The following is a 17,177-nucleotide window of genomic DNA, read 5'->3' as shown; positions in this document are numbered from 1 at the left end:
GTGAATCAGGAGGATAAAAGCGGCCTTTTGGCTGCTTTTTTATTGCTCATTGGTCTATATTTATACAATGGCGCCGTTGTAGCGAGTGACATTTTGGCCGTTGATAAAGACAAGCTGCGTGAGTCGCTGGATAAGGACAAAGAGTCCATTCAACAGCGATTAAATTCACAAATTGCTCATTATACTGACATTGACACACAACACTTTGTAAGTTCACGTTTAAATGAAGAGGCTCAGGCTGAATTATACCGGGGCGTGCCACCCCATTCTCACCATCCCCTGGCCCCGCCCAATGATGAGGGACACTTTGACCCGCAGTATTTTCGTAAAAAACTGATTGCTCATATTGCCGCCATTGAGGCGGGTAAAGAACCTTCTTACAAGGGTGATGCCCACAAACGGGCGGTTGATCCGGCTTCCGCGACCATCGCCATGCAGGATTTTCTTGGCGTGGAAGGGGTTAAACTCTATCGTCTGGCATTGGAGGAGGAATTAAACAGCAGGGAGTACCGCAATGCGCTTTTTCACGCCTCAACCGACCATTACCCCGGCGAGAAATGGGCCGAAAGACCGGCTATCATTGTGTCTGGCCCTTCGGCCAGCGGTAAGACGGTTGCCACGCAGGCTGCTGTCGAACAGGCATCACGCTTTTTACCCAAAGAAAAACCGCTGGATTATTCCGGCAATGATGTGGTTGCCATCGATGGGGGCAAAGCGCGCGAGGTATCGCAAATGCGTAAGCTGGTTATTCAGGCTGCTAACAATAAAGGATTTTCAGGCATTAAGGATTTACACAAACAAAGCGCCATTCTCGAAAAAGCCAAGGACAGTATGCGCGAGGCTGTGATGAAATCAAACCTGGGCTTTGTTATTCCTGAAACCTTTTCCTCATGGAGCATTCCTTTTCACAAAATTCATGGCTTGATGAAAAAAATTGATGCTTTACCGGGAACCAAACAACTCTTTAGTCGCGTCGTGGGGGAAGAGCCTTCGATGTTCCAGAAAATCGTTAATTATATGGGTAATAGACGAGCCTGGAAACGCAGTGGCTTTGAAAAACAACCGGATCTGGATTTAAATGAAAAGCGCATATCAGAATCCAAAGCGTATGGAGCAGGAGGGTTTAGCTTTGGCGTGAAGGGATCTGAGAAGGCAGAAACATGGTTTAAGCGGCATAGCAAGGACAAGCTTTCAATGACCATTACCAATGACTTAATGCTGGTAAGAGAACATCCACCTGACTCGGACCATTGGCAGAAAGCAGAGCCCGGTGAACCGGGTGTCGAATTGGTTTCACAGCGAGTCTTTCACTATTGGCAGTTTTTACAGCAGGCTGAGGATGGACGGTCACTAAGCATCGCTGATAAATATTATGCGAACCTTGATTTTAAAACGTTTCGCAAAGAAATATCTGATCCTGACGATTTGATTCGTTTAAGACCCGATCCTGAGCATCCCAGACAATGGCGTGCGGCCTCCATTCATGACCAGGGGGCATTATTGGTTTCCCAGCGGGTCTATAATCAATGGAAATTCCTGCAGGCAAACAGTTCACAATGGCTCTATGACAGCCAGGAGGGTACATTAAGTGAGGGGGATAAGAAAAACCTTCTGGACAGCCAGTTAAGTCTTGAAGATTACAGCAAAAAGGTCATTCTTAAGCCTCATATTAAAACCTCGGCAGAAATCGAGATTAAGGTAGCCGTGGATGCTGTAAGAAACCGTCATTTGAAGTTAGCAGAAGAATTGAATCATGGCCAAAGAAACGGCAAATTGTCGCCAGAGGAGATAGAAAAATTACAGGGAAAAATCAATGTACTCAGAGGATTGGAAATTGCACTGAACGATTTAAATTCTCCCAGCAAGGACAGTTTAATTGCGTTAAGGGATAATATCGATGTCAAAATTAAAGCATTAAAAGAGCAAGGCTATACTCACAAACTGTACAGTGTCACTGAACGGGTCTTAAAAAATCTTCAGGGCGCTCTGGATAAAGCCATCAGTGAATTCGACGGCAGGCCCTTAAGCACTCAGGATTTTAAAGAAGCACTGGCTGAGATAGCGAATGACACGGCCTATACTTCCGAAGTGTCTGCCAAGCCAAGGTGATAAGCGTTCTTTGTGATTTTTATGCAGAATAATCAATTAAATAATGGTGAAATTTTTTTTATCAGGTGCAACCTATCAATGAACAGAAAGAATGAGTGAAAACACTAAAAAAATATTAATCCTGTTGTAACTAATGTCGGAGAGGCAGTTGCTCTGTAGGCTGCTGGGAGCGATGGACTTGCCTTCATGTGATTGTATGGTGTAGCTTTTTAGGCTATGATTGAAGCTTAATTGGCTTCAATATAAAAATCATGTTTGATACTTCAATATTGTTTTCTGAATATCGGCGTCGTGTGTTAGCACTTTTATTGCTTCATCCCGATGAGCATTATCATGTCCGAGAGATTGCGCGGTTAACGAATACCACAGCGGGTACACTTCATCGAGAACTATCCAAACTTGCTAAATCCAAAGTACTTCTGCGCGAGCAAAGTGGTAATCAAGTTTATTACCAAGCCAATCGAAATTTTCCTATTTATACGGAACTTACAAGCATTTTAAAGAAAACGTCTGGTTTGGTGGATGTGTTGTTTGATTTTTTAACTCCATTAGCTGAAAAAATTGAAGTCGCTTTTGTTTTTGGTTCGGTGGCCAAAGGAACTGAAAACCTTGGAAGTGATATTGATGTGCTTATTATTGGTGAGGTTGATTTTACAGTAGCAGTTGAGGCTCTTTATGCTGCTCAAGCTAGTTTAGGGAGAGAAATTAATCCCAAAATATATTCTAGGGAACAATGGAAGGCATCTTTACAAAAACAAGATCTTTTCATTCAGGAGGTTTTAAATAATCCCAAGCTATTTATTATGGGAGCTGAACATGATCTTGGATAATTTAATTGGCATCAGCCTGGAAAAAATACCACCTCACCCAGATACCATAAATCGGCTTTTGAATGCTGCTGAACGTAATATTGTGGATTCAAAAATTGACTTGGTTAGCGCGGAGAATCGCTTTGTATTGCTCAAGCAGAAGCAGTGTTAAAGGATTTTAAAAAATGGCTGAGTGTTAAAGATGGAAAACAACAGTGATGTAAAGCAACAACTCAATGAATGTCTTGAGGTACTAACAAAGATTTTAGGTGCAGATCTTTTGGGTGTTTATCTTTATGGATCTTATCTTGTAGGTGGTTTGCAAAAATACAGTGACATTGATTTATTTGTTGTAACAAATCGGACCACAACTTCAAAAGAAAAGATGGAGTTGACTAACCATCTTCTGCAAATATCAGGCATTTACATGAAAAGTACGAAGCCACCTCTAGAAGTGACCATTGTGGAAAGAGTAGCAATCAATCCTTGGCATTATCCACCCCTTTTTGATTTTCAATATGGCGAATGGCTTCGCTCATCATTTGAAATGGGAAATTTTGAACCATGGTCTGATCGTACAATGCCCGATCTTGCGCTGATTATCACTCAAATCCTATTGAAGAGTCATACATTGATGGGGGAACGCCCTGAGCAACTATTAGCTCCGGTCCCATATAGCGACTTTATAAAAGCGATGCTTCATGATCTTGAGAGACTTTCAGAGGAACTTGAACAGGACACTCGAAATGTATTACTAACCTATGCACGGATTTGGAGTACATTAGAAACTAATGAGATTCGATCGAAACCTATAGCCGCCGATTGGGTGATTGAGCGCCTACCTAAAATGTATCAGCCCGTGATGGACAGAGCGAAATACATATGCATTGGTTTGGAAGACGAGCATTGGGATGATATTAGTGAGCTTGTAAAACCCTGTGCTGATTTTATATTAAGTAGAATTATTGATCAAAAATTATCAATAAATCCAAATGATCCTTGCGCCTTAATAAAATTAGCCTAGATAGAGGGCAGATTTCTATCATTAATATGATTTTCATTAAGGTTTATTCAGTCATTTCCAGGTATTTTTTATAATATTGGGCAGGTCTTTGGAAAGTTCATACCGTTTAAAATCAAATAATCCTTTTTCATTAAATGCTCAGAGAGAAACTTTTTATCAATGTCCTCTTCGGGTTAAGCCACGGGTAAAACAATGCCCTTTATTCCATTTTATCGGGCAATAAAACGGGCCTTGCGGCCCGTTTTGTTAATCCTCATCCCAGCTTAACGTACCCCCCGCCTGGTATTCAATGACACGGGTTTCAAAGAAGTTTTTCTCTTTCTTCAAGTCCATCATTTCACTCATCCACGGGAAGGGATTTTCAGCGCCGGGATATTGCTCCGGTAGGCCAATTTGCGCGAGACGGCGGTTGGCAATGAAATGCAGGTATTCCTCAAACATTTCGGCATTCATTCCCAGAATTCCATGCGGCATGGTGTCTTTGGCGTATTGATATTCGAGGGCGACCCCTTCTTTAATCAACGCAATGATTTCTTCTTTAAAGGACGGTGTCCACAAGTGAGGATTTTCAATCTTAATCTGATTGATGACATCGATACCAAAATTCATGTGCATGGATTCATCGCGCAGAATGTATTGGAATTGCTCGGAGGTTCCAACCATCTTGTTACGGCGTCCCATCGACAAAATCTGAGTAAAGCCGACATAGAAGAAAATGCCTTCAAAAACCACATAGAACGCGATTAAGTCACGCAGCAAACGCTGATCCGTTTCAAGGGTGCCTGTATGGAAGGTGGGATCGCCAAGGCTTTGGGTGAAGGGCAGGGCCCAGGCCGCTTTGTTGGCTACCGCAGGAATTTCGCGATACATGTTAAAGACGGCGGCTTCATCAAGACGCAGGCTTTCAATGATGTATTGATAAGCGTGGGTATGCAATGCTTCCTCGAAGGCCTGACGCAGCAGGTACTGACGGCATTCCGGATTGGTGATGTGACGGTAGACAGCCAGAACCAGGTTGTTGGCGACTAACGAATCCGCTGTGGAAAAGAAACCCAGATTACGTAAAACAATCAGGCGCTCATCCGCGGTCAAGCCATTGGGATCCTGCCATAAGGCCACATCCGCACTCATGTTGATTTCGTTAGGCATCCAGTGGTTAGCGCAGGCAGTTAAATATTTATCCCAGGCCCATTTGTATTTAAAGGGAACCAGTTGGTTTAAATCAGCACGGCAGTTAATGATTTGCTTGTCATCTACCTGAATACGGCTGGCCCCCATCTCCAGGGACTCCAAACCGGTGGCACCCGTATGACCGGGTGCGCTGACATGTTGTTCTAATACTGACATTGGCTTCTCCTCAATTTATTGGCAGGCTTCACAATCCGGATCGAGAATCGAACACACTTTGGGTTCATCGATCGATACGGCATTGAGAGCACCGTCAGTAACCGTTGACTTCTCAGCATTACTGGCGCCCAGGCTGCGTAGATAATAGGTTGTTTTTAAACCGCGTTTCCAGGCATGCTTATATAACTCATCCAGCTTCTTACCGGAAGGCTTGGCCATGTAAATATTCAATGACTGCGCCTGATCAATCCATTTCTGACGGCGGGAACCGGCTTCAACCAACCACATCGGATCGATTTCAAAAGCAGTCGCATAGCGGGCTTTCAACTCAGCCGGGATGCGGTTAATGGGTTGAACGCTGCCATTGAAGTATTTCAAGTCATTGACCATCACTTCATCCCAGAGATTCAACGCTTTCAAATCAGCCACCAGATAAGGGTTGATGACCGTGAATTCACCGGAAAGGTTGGATTTCACGTACAGGTTCTGATAAGTCGGCTCAATCGACTGGGCGACACCGCAGATGTTGGATATCGTGGCTGTCGGTGCGATCGCCATCACATTGGAGTTACGCATGCCCTGGGTGCGTACTTTAACACGTAATGGCTCCCAATCAAGTCGCTGTGAACGATCTTGATCGAGGTATTGGTTGCGTGCCTGTTGCAGCAGATTAATGGAATCAATCGGCAGAATGCCTTTGCTCCACAAGGACCCCTCGTAAGTGGAGTAGCTGCCGCGCTCTTTGGCTAAATCAGAAGAGGCTTCGATAGCATAATAACTAATCAACTCCATGGACTCATCCGCAAATTCAACGGCCTTTTGTGAAGCATAGTCCACTTTCAGTTCATAAAGCGCATCCTGGAAGCCCATTAACCCCAAACCGACCGGTCGGTGTTGCAGGTTGGAATGGCGAGCCTGGGGTACTGAATAATAGTTAATGTCAATGACGTTATCGAGCATGCGAACCGCGGTGGTAATGGTGCGCTTTAACTTGACGCGATCGATTTGCCCATTGCTGATGTGCGCGGGCAGGTTGATACTGCCTAAGTTACAGACCGCAATTTCTTCCTGAGATGTGTTGAGTGTGATCTCGGTACACAGGTTGGAACTGTGGATGACACCGGCATGCTGCTGCGGTGAACGCAGGTTGCAGGGATCTTTAAAAGTGAGCCAGGGATGGCCGGTTTCAAACAGCATGGACAACATCTTGCGCCACAGCTTCTGGGCCGAAAGCGTTTTGACGTTTTTGATTTTGCCTTGGCGGGCTTTTTCTTCATAGTCCACGTACAAGGCATCGAAGGCTTTACCGTATTGATCATGCAACTCAGGCACTTCGTCCGGTGAGAATAAAGTCCACTCGCCGTCTTCATTGACCCGCTTCATGAACAAATCAGGAATCCACAGGGCGGTATTCATGTCATGAGTACGGCGTCGGTCGTCGCCGGTGTTTTTACGCAGCTCAAGAAATTCCTCAACATCGCGGTGCCAGCACTCCAGGTAACCGCACACCGCTCCTTTGCGTTTTCCGCCCTGATTAACAGCGACCGCAGTCACATCTGCCACCTTCATGAAGGGCACAACCCCTTGTGATTTGCCATTGGTGCCTTTGATGTGCGAACCCATGGCACGAACAGGCGTCCAGTCATTGCCGAGACCGCCGGCAAATTTTGATAACAGGGCGTTGTCTTTAATGGCGCTGTAAATGCCGTCCAGGTTGTCGGGAATGGTGGTTAAATAGCAGCTGGATAATTGCGGTCTGATTGTTCCTGAGTTAAACAGCGTGGGCGTGGAAGCCATGTAATCAAACGAGGACAGCAATTGGTAAAACTCAATGGCCTTGGCTTCACGATCTTTTTCACGCAAGGCTAAACCCATGGCCACGCGCATGAAGAAGGCTTGCGGCAATTCATAACGAACGCCTTTTTCATGGATGAAGTAGCGATCATAAAGGGTTTGCAAACTGAGGTAGGTGAACTTCATGTCGCGTTCAGGCAGCAAGGCGGCGGCCAGTTTGTCCCAGTCAAATTCAGCCAGTTTGGTATCCAGAATGCCTTGATCAATACCCTGATTCAGGTAGGTTTTAAAATAAGCAGGGTAGAGGTCGGCCATCTCGTCAAAGGTCGCTTCCGTCTTAAGGGCTAATTTGTTTAATGCCTGGCTGCGCAGACTGTCGAGCAGGAGGCGGGCGCTGACGTAGGTATAATTGGGTTCTTTTTCCACCAGGGTGCGAGCGGCCATAATCAGCGCTTTATGCACATCATCAAGCTTGGCCTGATTGTAGAGGTTACGCAGGGCATCTTTAATGACGGGTTCGGCACTGACGGCTTCGAGGTCACGGCAGGCTTCTTCCACGATGGTACGCAACCGATCCATGTCCAGGGGTCTTAATTCCCCGTCCGGCATGGTAATAAGGGGTACCTTGCTCTCAGCAGCCTGTTGCTGCAGCTTGGCTTCGCGGGCTTTGCGATGTTCTTCGCGGTAGAGGACATAAGCGCGCGCCACCTTATACTGGCTGCTGCGCATCAGGGCTAATTCCACCTGATCCTGGATGTCTTCAATGTGGATGGTTCCACCGCTTGGCATACGGCGTTTAAAGGCCTGCGTGACCTGTCTTGCGATGCCCTCAATCAGTTCATGAATGCGATTGGACGCTGCCGCATTGGCCCCTTCCTCAGCGATAAAGGCTTTGGTAATCGCTACTTTAATCTTGTTCTCATCATAACTAACCACTTTGCCATTGCGCTTGATGGTTTTAAGCAACCCAGGGGCATTGGCTGTCAATTCCAGCTGACTGATAGGCGGCACATCTTTTACCGGCTCAAGAAGTTCTGACATGGTTTCTCCCGAGATATTTTTCTTGTTATTTTTCTCTGACGCTTTATTCATAGTAAAGTAAAACCAACCCAATATCTAGTGTCTATTCTATAATTCTAGCTCAAGATATTGTGTTTTTCTTGTGGAAAGCAAGGGAATAAGCTGTGGATAAATTGTTGTTAATTCCCAAAAAACCAGACATAAGCGGTGCTTGGAGTCCTAAGAAAAGGGGCTTGGGAATCTACTTTTTAGCTTTGACAATGATGGCATCGCTGACGTTGGAAAAACCATGAACATTTAAACGAAAATTGTTCAGCTTGGCATACAGCTGCGTGGAGTTTCCGCCATCGAGATTGAGCGCGTTCAAGCAGTTAAGGGGCGGGGCCTTCATGAGTTGCGCTAATTCCGTGGTGGACATGGCGGCATGATCGGTGACTAAAATAATGACATGCCCATCCTGGGTAATCCCCAGGGCGGTGCGCTCGGCGCGGCCTGCTTTAAGCGGTGGAATCTTGCCATTGACCAGAAGGCGCGGGCCACTTTGTACGGCAAAATCAATCTGGGTGCTGGGGTAGAATTGGCGGGCACTCGCCAGGTAAGCGTGGTTGTTTTTAATATAAAAAACACCCCACCAGCTGATTGGTTTAAGCGGATTAAGCTGCTTTTTGTCCCTGACACGAAGCCCTAAGGAATTGTAATTGTCATCAAAAAATCCGCCATTAATCGCAAGCAGCGCCTTGCTGAAGGCGGCAAATTCGTCGACTGACGCATACTGCTGCGATAAATCCCGCGCCATCACCAGCGACAGGCGGTTGTCTTTAAGATGAATACGAAAAGCATGAATATGCGACCAGGGAGTCAGGTAGCCGCTGCCTATATCCTGGTAGTCAATGCCGGGAGACAATTCCTGCCAGTCGCTGGCCGCCACGGCGAAATTGAGTACCAGAACCACCATCAGCAGGGTAAATGCCGTTTTCGAAGCTCGCGTCAGCCATTTAAAGGGTGCAATGGTTTTCTTGAGCATAGTAAACTTGTATCCTTGAAACAAAACTTCAGCAGTAAGGGGACTGCCAATGGAAATATCAACGCAAAATAACAAAAGATTACAGGAACAGTCAACCGGGAATTTAAAGGCGTTAATGCAGGAGGTTTTGGCGCTGGCAAAAGCAAAAGGGGCGAGTGATGCGGCCGTTTCAGTCAATCATGACAGCGGCTTTTCCGTTGACGTGCGCATGAAGGATGTTGAAACGGTTTCGTTCAATGAAGACAAGGGAGTAAGCCTGACGGTCTATTTTGGGCATCGCAAGGGGTCGGCCAGCAGTACCGACACATCCCCTAAAGCCCTCGATGCCATGGTCAATGCCGCCTGCGACATTGCCAGAGTCAGTGCCGTGGATTTCTGTTTTGGCCTTGCGGACAAAGAGTTAATGACCAACGAGCACCCGGACCTTGATCTCTATCATCCCTGGGACATTACACCCGTGCAAGCCATTGAGCGTGCGCTGGCCTGTGAAACGCACGCCCTGTCACTTGACAGGCGCATTGCCAATTCCGACGGCGTTAATTTCGGCACCTACACTTACAGTTACGGCTATGCCAACACCTACGGTGGGGAAGGCATCATGCGGGGGTCGCGCCACAGCTTGAGTTGCTCTCTGATTTCCAGAGAAGGCGAGAGCATGCAGCGCGATTATGATTACACCACGGCCCGTCATGGCAGTGAATTGAAATCCCCTGAAGAACTGGCTGAAAGTGCGGTGCGGCGTGCAGTGAGTCGCCTGGGAGCCCGTAAAATCAAAACACAGAAATTGCCGGTGATTTTTTCTTCCAGGGTCTCCAGCGGGTTAATTTCAAGTTTCGTCGGCGCGATAAGCGGTTCTAATTTATACCGCAAAAATTCATTTTTGCTGGATTCCATCGGCAAGCAGGTTTTCCCGAAGGGCTTTAAAATTTATGAACAACCGCGATTGTTAAGGGCTCTGGGCAGTTCAGCGTTTGACGGGGAAGGCGTACCGACCCGAAACAATGTGCTGGTGGAGGACGGCCGGGTTTGCCAATACGTGCTTGGCAGTTATTCCGCGCGTCGTTTGGGGTTAAAAACCACAGCGAACAGTGATGGAGTACATAATCTCACCGTGGATGCCAACGCGGGTGATTTGCCGTCACTGCTCAAACAAATGGGAACCGGCCTGCTGGTCACCGAACTCATGGGGCAGGGCGTTAACGGCTTAACCGGCGATTACTCCCGCGGGGCGACCGGTTTCTGGGTTAAGGATGGTGAAATTCAACATCCCGTGGAGGAAATCACCATTGCCAGCAATTTAAAAGACATGTTCCTGGCCATTGCTGCGGTAGGAACGGACATCAATCCAAATATCGCTACCCGCTGCGGGTCGATTTTAATTTCACAAATGATGGTGGCGGGAGAGTGACGCGGTTGTCCACAGAGAACAGGCGTGGTGTAGTCAATTCGGGTACCGCGGCTTGTCCGCGGTATCCGGATACTGTCTACGACAGGTATAATATGAATAGAATGAAAGAGGGCCAGGCAGGGAATACAACCGGTAAGATTAATTCTTGTCGCGGAAGATAATGCGGCCTTTGCTCAGGTCATAAGGGGTTAATTCGACTTTTACTTTGTCGCCGGTAAGGATACGAATGTAATTTTTACGCATACGACCGGAAATATGGGCCGTCACAATGTGGCCATTTTCCAGTTCGACTCGAAACATGGTATTGGGTAAAGTATCGATAACGGTACCCAGCATTTCAATATGATCTTCTTTTGCCATAAGCTCTCACAAAAATGGAACGAGAATAAGGCACAAATGATGCACTAAATTATCCCATATGGCAATAAACTCAATGCGGCTGCCACGATCCCTGCCGTGTGGGGTAAGTCAAACTCTTCTTTAAATGCTTTAAAAAATGGCATCGGTCGACAACCTCTGCACCCAGACTCATCAGATGGGCAGTGGGCAATTGGCAATCAATAAAATCAAATTGCCAGTCGGCTAACGTCTTGCAGAGATAATACATCGCCATTTTGGAGGCGTCGCGTTGATAATGAAACATGGACTCCCCAAAAAAAGCGCGTCCGAGGCTCAATCCATACAATCCGCCGCACAATTCGTTGTCTTCTGTCCAGATTTCAAACGAGTGCGCATAGCCCAGATGATGAAGCCTAATGTATGCTTCCTGCATTTCCGGCGTTATCCAGGTGTGGTTTTCCCCCCGCCCCTCACAGTGGGCACACGCCTTAATGATCTCACTAAAATGACTATCCATACGCAAAAAATGGGGGCGGCGCAGGGCTTTTTTGAGGCTGTGGGAGACTTTGAACTGATCAGGTTTCAGCAACAGCCGCTTTGGAGGCGACCACCATAAAATGGGAGAGCCAGCCTGATACCATGGGAAAATACCTTGACTGTAAGCCTGTAAAAGATGGTGGGGCGCAAGGTCTCCGCCTACGGCAAGAAGGCCTTCCTCATCGCTCTGATTTGGATTGGGGAAAACAAAATCATCACCGATGAGAAAGGTCAAGGGCGCAATAATTATTCTCCCAGATCATCCAGGTATTTTTCGGCGTCAAGAGCCGCCATGCAGCCAAATCCTGCGGAAGTCACGGCCTGGCGGTACACGTGATCAGCAACGTCGCCACAGGCAAAGACACCGGGAATATTGGTTGCGGTGGCCATGCCTTCAAGACCTGAACGGATAGTCAGGTAACCATCCTTCATATCAAGCTGGCCTTTAAACAGGGCGGTGTTGGGATCATGGCCTATGGCGATAAAGACGCCGTCCATGGGTAATTCCGTGATTGCGTTGTTCTGCACATGGCGCAGGCGCACGCCCGTGACCTTCATGGCATCGCCCGTCACCTCTTCAAGAGTATGGTGCCACATCAGACGGATGTTGCCGTTTTGTGCCTTTTCGAACAATTTATCCTGGAGAATTTTTTCGGCACGGAGGCTGTCACGGCGATGGATCAGCGTCACACTGGCCGCAATGTTGGATAAATAGAGAGCTTCTTCCACGGCCGTATTGCCGCCGCCAATCACACAGACCGTTTTATTGCGGTAAAAAAAGCCATCGCAGGTGGCGCAGGCAGAAACGCCGCGTCCCTGATAGGCCTTTTCCGATTCAAGACCGAGGTAGCGGGCAGAGGCGCCGGTGGCGATAATCAAGGCATCACAGGTGTAGGTTTCACTGTCGCCATGCAGCACGAAAGGTCTTTGCTGAAGTTCGGTTTTGGTGATGTGATCAAAAATGATCCGGGTATCAAATCGCTCGGCGTGTTTCTGCATGCGCTCCATCAGCGCAGGACCCATTAGGCCTTCGATGTCGCCGGGCCAGTTGTCGACTTCCGTGGTGGTGGTCAATTGCCCGCCAGGCTGCATGCCGGTGATAAGAACGGGTTTTAAATTGGCGCGCGCAGCATAGACGGCGGCGGTGTATCCGGCGGGACCTGAGCCAAGAATGATAAGGCGATGGTGATTGTTACTGCTGATCATCTCTGCCTTCCTTATGAATTATGTTAAGATGCAAAATAGTATGACAAAACAACTGATTTTAAAATAGCTATGGCAAAACAAGACGCAAGTACCAAGGTCGATCACTCGAAAAAAATCCTGCCCAATTTTTTGATACGACGATTAAGTGAAGGCAGTTTCATTCTGGTTCTAACCTGTGCATTATTCGTTTTATTATCACTGAATACGTACAGTTTTTCTGATCCCAGCTGGTTTCACGTGACGAAACGCAGCGGTGTGGTCAATAACGCAGGCGGTCAGGTGGGCGCTTACGTGGCGGATGCCCTGTACTGGCTGTTCGGCTATTTCGCCTACCTGCTGCCCTTGTGCGTGGCGTATGTGGCCTGGGTGATTCTGCAGGATCATCGGGCATTGCGCACGGTCAATAAACCGGCGCTTCTGCTTCGCGCCAGCGGTTTTCTGTTTTTAATGCTGGGCGGTTGCGGTCTGTCGAGCCTTGAATCTTCCGGAACAAAAGAATTTGGCCACCGTGCGGGAGGATGGCTTGGCGATTTTGTTGCTGGCGGTTTTGACTATGCGCTTAACCCCCAGGGCGCAGCGCTGCTGCTGTTGGCTATTTTATTGGTGGGAGTGACCTGGCTGACGGGTTTGTCCTGGGTTCGCGCGACCGAATTCATTGGTTTTTATACCCTGCAGTGCTCACAAAAACTGTTTAAGTGGGGGCAACAACTGGTCGCTGTCGGCAGGGAAAGGCTTGCGCGGTTTGCAACGCATCAAGAGCCGGTTGCGACGTCCAGTGAGCGCAAACCGCCGCTGCTTAAAAAGGAAAAACCTGAACTGCCGGTTCTCAAAGGACCTTCCCTGACGGGGCAGGCTGCGGCAACTGTTCCCGCACTTCCGCCATTGGAAGTCGCCCCCGCCCCGACAAACGTTGTGGTCAGGGAAACAATAAAAGAGCCGCCGCGGGAGACCCCTCGGGCTCATAAACCGATTGTTCCGGTATTGGGTAATCTGCCGTCGATTAATCTGCTTGACAAGGGGCAACCCGGCAAGGCTTTGGGCGGTTACACGCACGAACAACTGGAAACCCTGTCGCGCGATGTCGAACAGCATCTGCTCGATTTTGGGATTCAGACGGATGTGGTTGCGGTTCACCCCGGGCCGGTAGTGACCCGTTTTGAACTGCAGCTGGCGGCGGGCATTAAGGTCAGCCGCTTGTCTTCCTTGGCCAAAGATCTCGCCCGCTCGCTGTCGGTAACCAGTGTTCGTGTCGTGGAGGTTATTCCCGGAAAAACAGTCGTGGGCCTTGAGTTACCCAATCAGCACCGCCAGACTGTCCGCTTATCGGAAGTTCTGTCTTCCGAGGTGTATCAACAGGCGAGTTCGCCGCTCATTCTGGCCCTGGGTGTGGATATCGCAGGACACCCCATGGTGGTTGATTTAGCCAAGATGCCCCACCTTCTTGTCGCCGGCACCACGGGTTCGGGTAAGTCAGTGGGCATTAACGCCATGATTTTAAGCCTGCTGTTTAAGGCCACACCCGATCAGGTGCGCCTTATCATGGTGGATCCCAAAATGCTTGAGCTGTCGGTTTATGACGGCATTCCGCATTTACTGACTCCGGTGGTGACAGACATGAAAGAGGCGGCAAGCGCCTTGCGCTGGTGTGTCGGTGAAATGGAAAGACGCTACCGTTTAATGGCGGCCATGGGGGTGCGTAATCTTGCCGGTTTTAATACCAAAATCAGCGAAGCCCAGGCGAAGGGTGAACCATTAAAAGACCCATTGTGGAAGCCGGTTTCCTCAATGGATGAATGCGCCCCTGAGTTACAAACCTTACCTTATATTGTCGTGGTCATTGACGAACTCGCCGACATGATGATGGTGGTGGGCAAAAAAGTGGAGCAACTCATTGCCCGTATCGCCCAGAAGGCCCGTGCGGCAGGAATCCATTTGATCCTGGCCACCCAGCGGCCTTCGGTGGATGTGCTGACCGGATTAATCAAATCCAATATCCCGACGCGCATGTCATTCCAGGTGTCGTCAAAAATTGATTCACGTACTATCCTTGATCAACAGGGCGCCGAACAATTGCTTGGCCATGGCGACATGCTTTATTTGGCGCCCGGCAGCGGGGCTCCTCTACGCGTGCATGGGGCCTTTGTTGATGACAAGGAGGTTCACCGAGTCGCGGATGACTGGCGTGCCCGTGGTGAGCCGGAATACATCGATGAAATCACTCAGTTCAGCGGTGACGGTGAAGGCGGAGGCGGTGGTGGTTTTGGTGAAGAGAATCAGGATACCGAAGACTCTGATCCTTTGTATGATCAAGCGGTGGAATTTGTATTGCAGACCCGCAAGGCAAGCATCTCTTCTGTTCAGCGACGGTTAAAAATCGGTTACAACCGCGCAGCCCGCCTGATAGAAGAAATGGAACGCACTGGCATTGTCGGGCCTCTGGAAGGGGGTTACAGGGATGTGCTGGTTGCAACGGTTAACGAGGAATAAACCATGAAAAAACTGATCCTGTGCATCTTATTGTTGGCATTCAGCACCGCCTACAGTGAGCCTGTGGCTGAGGCGTTGCAAGTCAAATTAAATAATATCCGCAGCATGACGGCTCATTTCAGCCAGGTGGTTAAAGCGAAAAAGCGTGAAGTATCCAACTCTCAGGGTACCATGGCGCTGGAACGCCCGGGGCGTTTCCGCTGGCAGACTAAAAGTCCCATGGAGCAACTGGTGGTGGCCGACAGCCAGAAACTCTGGGTGTATGATGTGGAGCTGGAGCAGGTCACGGTTAAAAAACAGGAGAAAGGATTAGGGGGAACAGCAGCTTTGTTTTTAAGCGGTTATGATGATACCGTCACCCGCGATTTCAACGTCACCGTGTCCAATCAGGGAAAAAATCAGCTTTATGATCTGCATGCCAAATCGCCCAAGGAAAATTTTCAGCAGGTGAAACTCCTCTTTAATAAAGACATGTTAATTGGCATCGAGTTGTTTGATCAGTTGGGTCAACACACGGTCGTTAAGCTAACCAATATTAAATCCAATCCTAAACTGGCTGGCCATTTGTTCCAGTTCAAGCCGCCGAAAGGAGTGGATGTGGTGCAGCAATGAGTCTGTTTAATGACCCGCCCCATGCCCCTTTAGCGGAGCGTTTGCGCCCTGAGCATTGGGATGAAGTCATTGGCCAGACGCACCTGTTAGGTCCGGGTAAACCCTTACGGCTTGCCTTTGAGACCGGGAAGCCGCATTCCATGATCCTCTGGGGGCCGCCGGGTGTTGGCAAAACCACGTTGGCCAAGCTCAGCGCCAAGGCCTTTGATTGCGAATGGATTGCCCTGTCAGCGGTGTTTTCGGGTGTAAAAGACATTCGCGCTGCCGTTGAGCAGGCGAAAACGTTTCTCATGCAGGGGCGTCAAACGGTCCTGTTTATTGATGAAATTCACCGTTTTAATAAATCACAGCAGGACGCGCTGTTGCCGTTTACTGAATCCGGCCTGCTTACGTTTATCGGGGCGACAACGGAAAACCCCTCGTTTGAAGTCAACTCAGCCCTGTTATCACGGGCGCAGGTTTATGTTCTTAAATCACTGAACGAGGACGAATTAGCCCGATTAATTGATCGCGCACGGGAAACAGTGCCTCATTTGCAATTTGATGAAAAGGCAATCGAACAGCTTATTGCCCTGGCTGATGGCGATGCCAGGCGTTTATTGAATCTGGTTGAGCAGGTGGGGACTGCCGCTGACGCGAAGCGGGAGAATCAAATCACACTCGATTTTTTACAGAACCTGCTGGCTTCCACGCAGCGGCGGTTTGATAAGGGCGGGGATTATTTTTACGATCAGATTTCTGCTCTGCATAAATCGGTACGAGGGTCAAATCCGGACGCAGCCCTGTACTGGCTGGCCCGCATGCTGGATGGCGGGGTTGATCCTTACTATCTTTCCCGCCGTATTGTGCGCATGGCATGGGAAGACATCGGTTTAGCCGATCCCAAAGCCATGCAGATTGCCAATGAGGCAGCTCAAACATATGAACGGCTCGGTTCACCCGAAGGGGAGTTGGCTCTGGCGCAGGCCGTGATTTATCTGGCTGTGGCCGCTAAAAGCAATGCGGGCTACAACGCCTTTAATCAGGCGCGTGAATTTGTCAAAAAAGACAAATCGCGTGAAGTGCCACTGCATTTACGCAATGCGCCGACTAAGCTGATGAAAAAAATAGGCCATGGCCATGATTATCGTTATGCCCATGACGAGCCCCATGCCTATGCGGCCGGCGAAAACTATTTTCCGCAAGGGATGAAAGCACCCGGCTGGTACCAGCCGGTACCCCGCGGACTTGAAATCAAGATAGCCGAAAAGCTGGCTTTTCTGCGCAGCCTGGATGAGGCATACAAAACAAAAAAATAGTCAACCGCCTCCTGCATTGAGTTAATAATTTGACTTCCCTGTGTTTTTAACTGTCAATTATTCGGCAAAACCGTTTTTCCCTCAATTAATTCCTTGATTGCATTGGCATTTTTAATTTGGCCCAATCTTTGCTAAAGTCGAATTAAAACGGATAAAAAGAAAT

General features: G+C 48.5%; 14 protein-coding genes. 8 read left to right on the top strand and 6 right to left on the bottom strand.

All coding sequences use genetic code 11. The features are described from left to right. The 4 genes from GH742_RS10915 to GH742_RS10900 all read left to right on the top strand — a co-directional run bounded on the left by GH742_RS10915 (nt 1) and on the right by GH742_RS10900 (nt 3,942). On the top strand, nt 1-2,109 hold the full coding sequence (locus GH742_RS10915) for a hypothetical protein (protein ID WP_203454991.1): 2,109 nt from the start codon (nt 1-3) through the stop codon (nt 2,107-2,109). 251 nt (nt 2,110-2,360) lie between these two features. Further along, complete coding sequence (locus GH742_RS10910) at nt 2,361-2,939, top strand: nucleotidyltransferase domain-containing protein (protein WP_203454990.1); 579 nt, start codon at nt 2,361-2,363, stop codon at nt 2,937-2,939. After that, on the top strand, nt 2,926-3,090 hold the full coding sequence (locus tag GH742_RS10905; RefSeq protein ID WP_239005204.1) for a hypothetical protein: 165 nt from the start codon (nt 2,926-2,928) through the stop codon (nt 3,088-3,090). Before GH742_RS10910 ends, GH742_RS10905 begins: the two co-directional genes overlap by 14 nt. A 30-nt stretch (nt 3,091-3,120) precedes the next feature. Next, nucleotides 3,121-3,942: an aminoglycoside adenylyltransferase family protein gene (locus GH742_RS10900; protein WP_203454989.1), complete on the top strand. Its 822-nt coding sequence runs from the start codon at nt 3,121-3,123 to the stop codon at nt 3,940-3,942. Between the two features lie 246 nt (nt 3,943-4,188). On the opposite strand, the gene GH742_RS10895 is transcribed toward GH742_RS10900, so the two are convergent. The 3 genes from GH742_RS10895 to GH742_RS10885 form a co-directional block, all read right to left on the bottom strand. Continuing rightward, the gene (locus tag GH742_RS10895) at nt 4,189-5,289 is read right to left on the bottom strand and encodes a ribonucleotide-diphosphate reductase subunit beta (protein WP_203454988.1); all 1,101 of its coding nucleotides are present in this window, start codon (nt 5,287-5,289) and stop codon (nt 4,189-4,191) included. Nucleotides 5,290-5,304: 15 nt separating this feature from the next. After that, the gene (locus tag GH742_RS10890; RefSeq protein WP_203454987.1) at nt 5,305-8,124 is read right to left on the bottom strand and encodes a ribonucleoside-diphosphate reductase subunit alpha; all 2,820 of its coding nucleotides are present in this window, start codon (nt 8,122-8,124) and stop codon (nt 5,305-5,307) included. 220 nt (nt 8,125-8,344) lie between these two features. Further along, nucleotides 8,345-9,058: a phosphodiester glycosidase family protein gene (locus GH742_RS10885; protein WP_239005331.1), complete on the bottom strand. Its 714-nt coding sequence runs from the start codon at nt 9,056-9,058 to the stop codon at nt 8,345-8,347. A 118-nt stretch (nt 9,059-9,176) separates the two neighbouring features. On the opposite strand from GH742_RS10885, the gene pmbA reads away from it, so the two are divergent. Continuing rightward, complete coding sequence (pmbA, locus tag GH742_RS10880; protein ID WP_203454985.1) at nt 9,177-10,535, top strand: metalloprotease PmbA; 1,359 nt, start codon at nt 9,177-9,179, stop codon at nt 10,533-10,535. A gap of 138 nt (nt 10,536-10,673) precedes the next feature. On the opposite strand, the gene infA is transcribed toward pmbA, so the two are convergent. The 3 genes from infA to trxB form a co-directional block, all read right to left on the bottom strand. Continuing rightward, the gene (gene infA, locus GH742_RS10875; RefSeq protein ID WP_058527262.1) at nt 10,674-10,895 is read right to left on the bottom strand and encodes a translation initiation factor IF-1; all 222 of its coding nucleotides are present in this window, start codon (nt 10,893-10,895) and stop codon (nt 10,674-10,676) included. A gap of 70 nt (nt 10,896-10,965) precedes the next feature. Next, a complete protein-coding gene (aat, locus tag GH742_RS10870; protein ID WP_239005203.1) occupies nt 10,966-11,646 on the bottom strand; it encodes a leucyl/phenylalanyl-tRNA--protein transferase in 681 nt (226 codons plus the stop codon). An 11-nt stretch (nt 11,647-11,657) separates the two neighbouring features. Next, nucleotides 11,658-12,617 (bottom strand): thioredoxin-disulfide reductase, encoded by a 960-nt coding sequence (trxB, locus tag GH742_RS10865; RefSeq protein WP_370569474.1) that lies wholly within the window; start codon nt 12,615-12,617, stop codon nt 11,658-11,660. Nucleotides 12,618-12,686: 69 nt separating this feature from the next. Here trxB and GH742_RS10860 point away from each other — a divergent pair, with 69 nt between their 5' ends. The 3 genes from GH742_RS10860 to GH742_RS10850 are packed head-to-tail and all read left to right on the top strand — an operon-like array spanning nt 12,687 to nt 17,014. Further along, complete coding sequence (locus GH742_RS10860; RefSeq protein WP_203454984.1) at nt 12,687-15,104, top strand: DNA translocase FtsK; 2,418 nt, start codon at nt 12,687-12,689, stop codon at nt 15,102-15,104. A gap of 3 nt (nt 15,105-15,107) precedes the next feature. Beyond that, nucleotides 15,108-15,716, top strand: a complete 609-nt coding sequence (gene lolA / locus GH742_RS10855; protein ID WP_203454983.1) for an outer membrane lipoprotein chaperone LolA — start codon at nt 15,108-15,110, stop codon at nt 15,714-15,716. After that, nucleotides 15,713-17,014 carry a replication-associated recombination protein A gene (locus GH742_RS10850; protein ID WP_203454982.1) on the top strand — a complete coding sequence of 434 codons (1,302 nt, stop codon included), beginning with the start codon at nt 15,713-15,715 and terminating at the stop codon, nt 17,012-17,014. Before lolA ends, GH742_RS10850 begins: the two co-directional genes overlap by 4 nt. Nucleotides 17,015-17,177: the final 163 nt, after the last annotated feature.

Origin of the sequence: Legionella sp. MW5194 (genome assembly GCF_016864235.1) — a bacterium.
In the GTDB taxonomy this organism is placed as follows: Bacteria; Pseudomonadota; Gammaproteobacteria; order Legionellales; family Legionellaceae; genus Legionella_C.
Note: the sequence above shows the minus strand (reverse complement) of the source record. Positions and strands in the feature narration are given on the sequence as shown.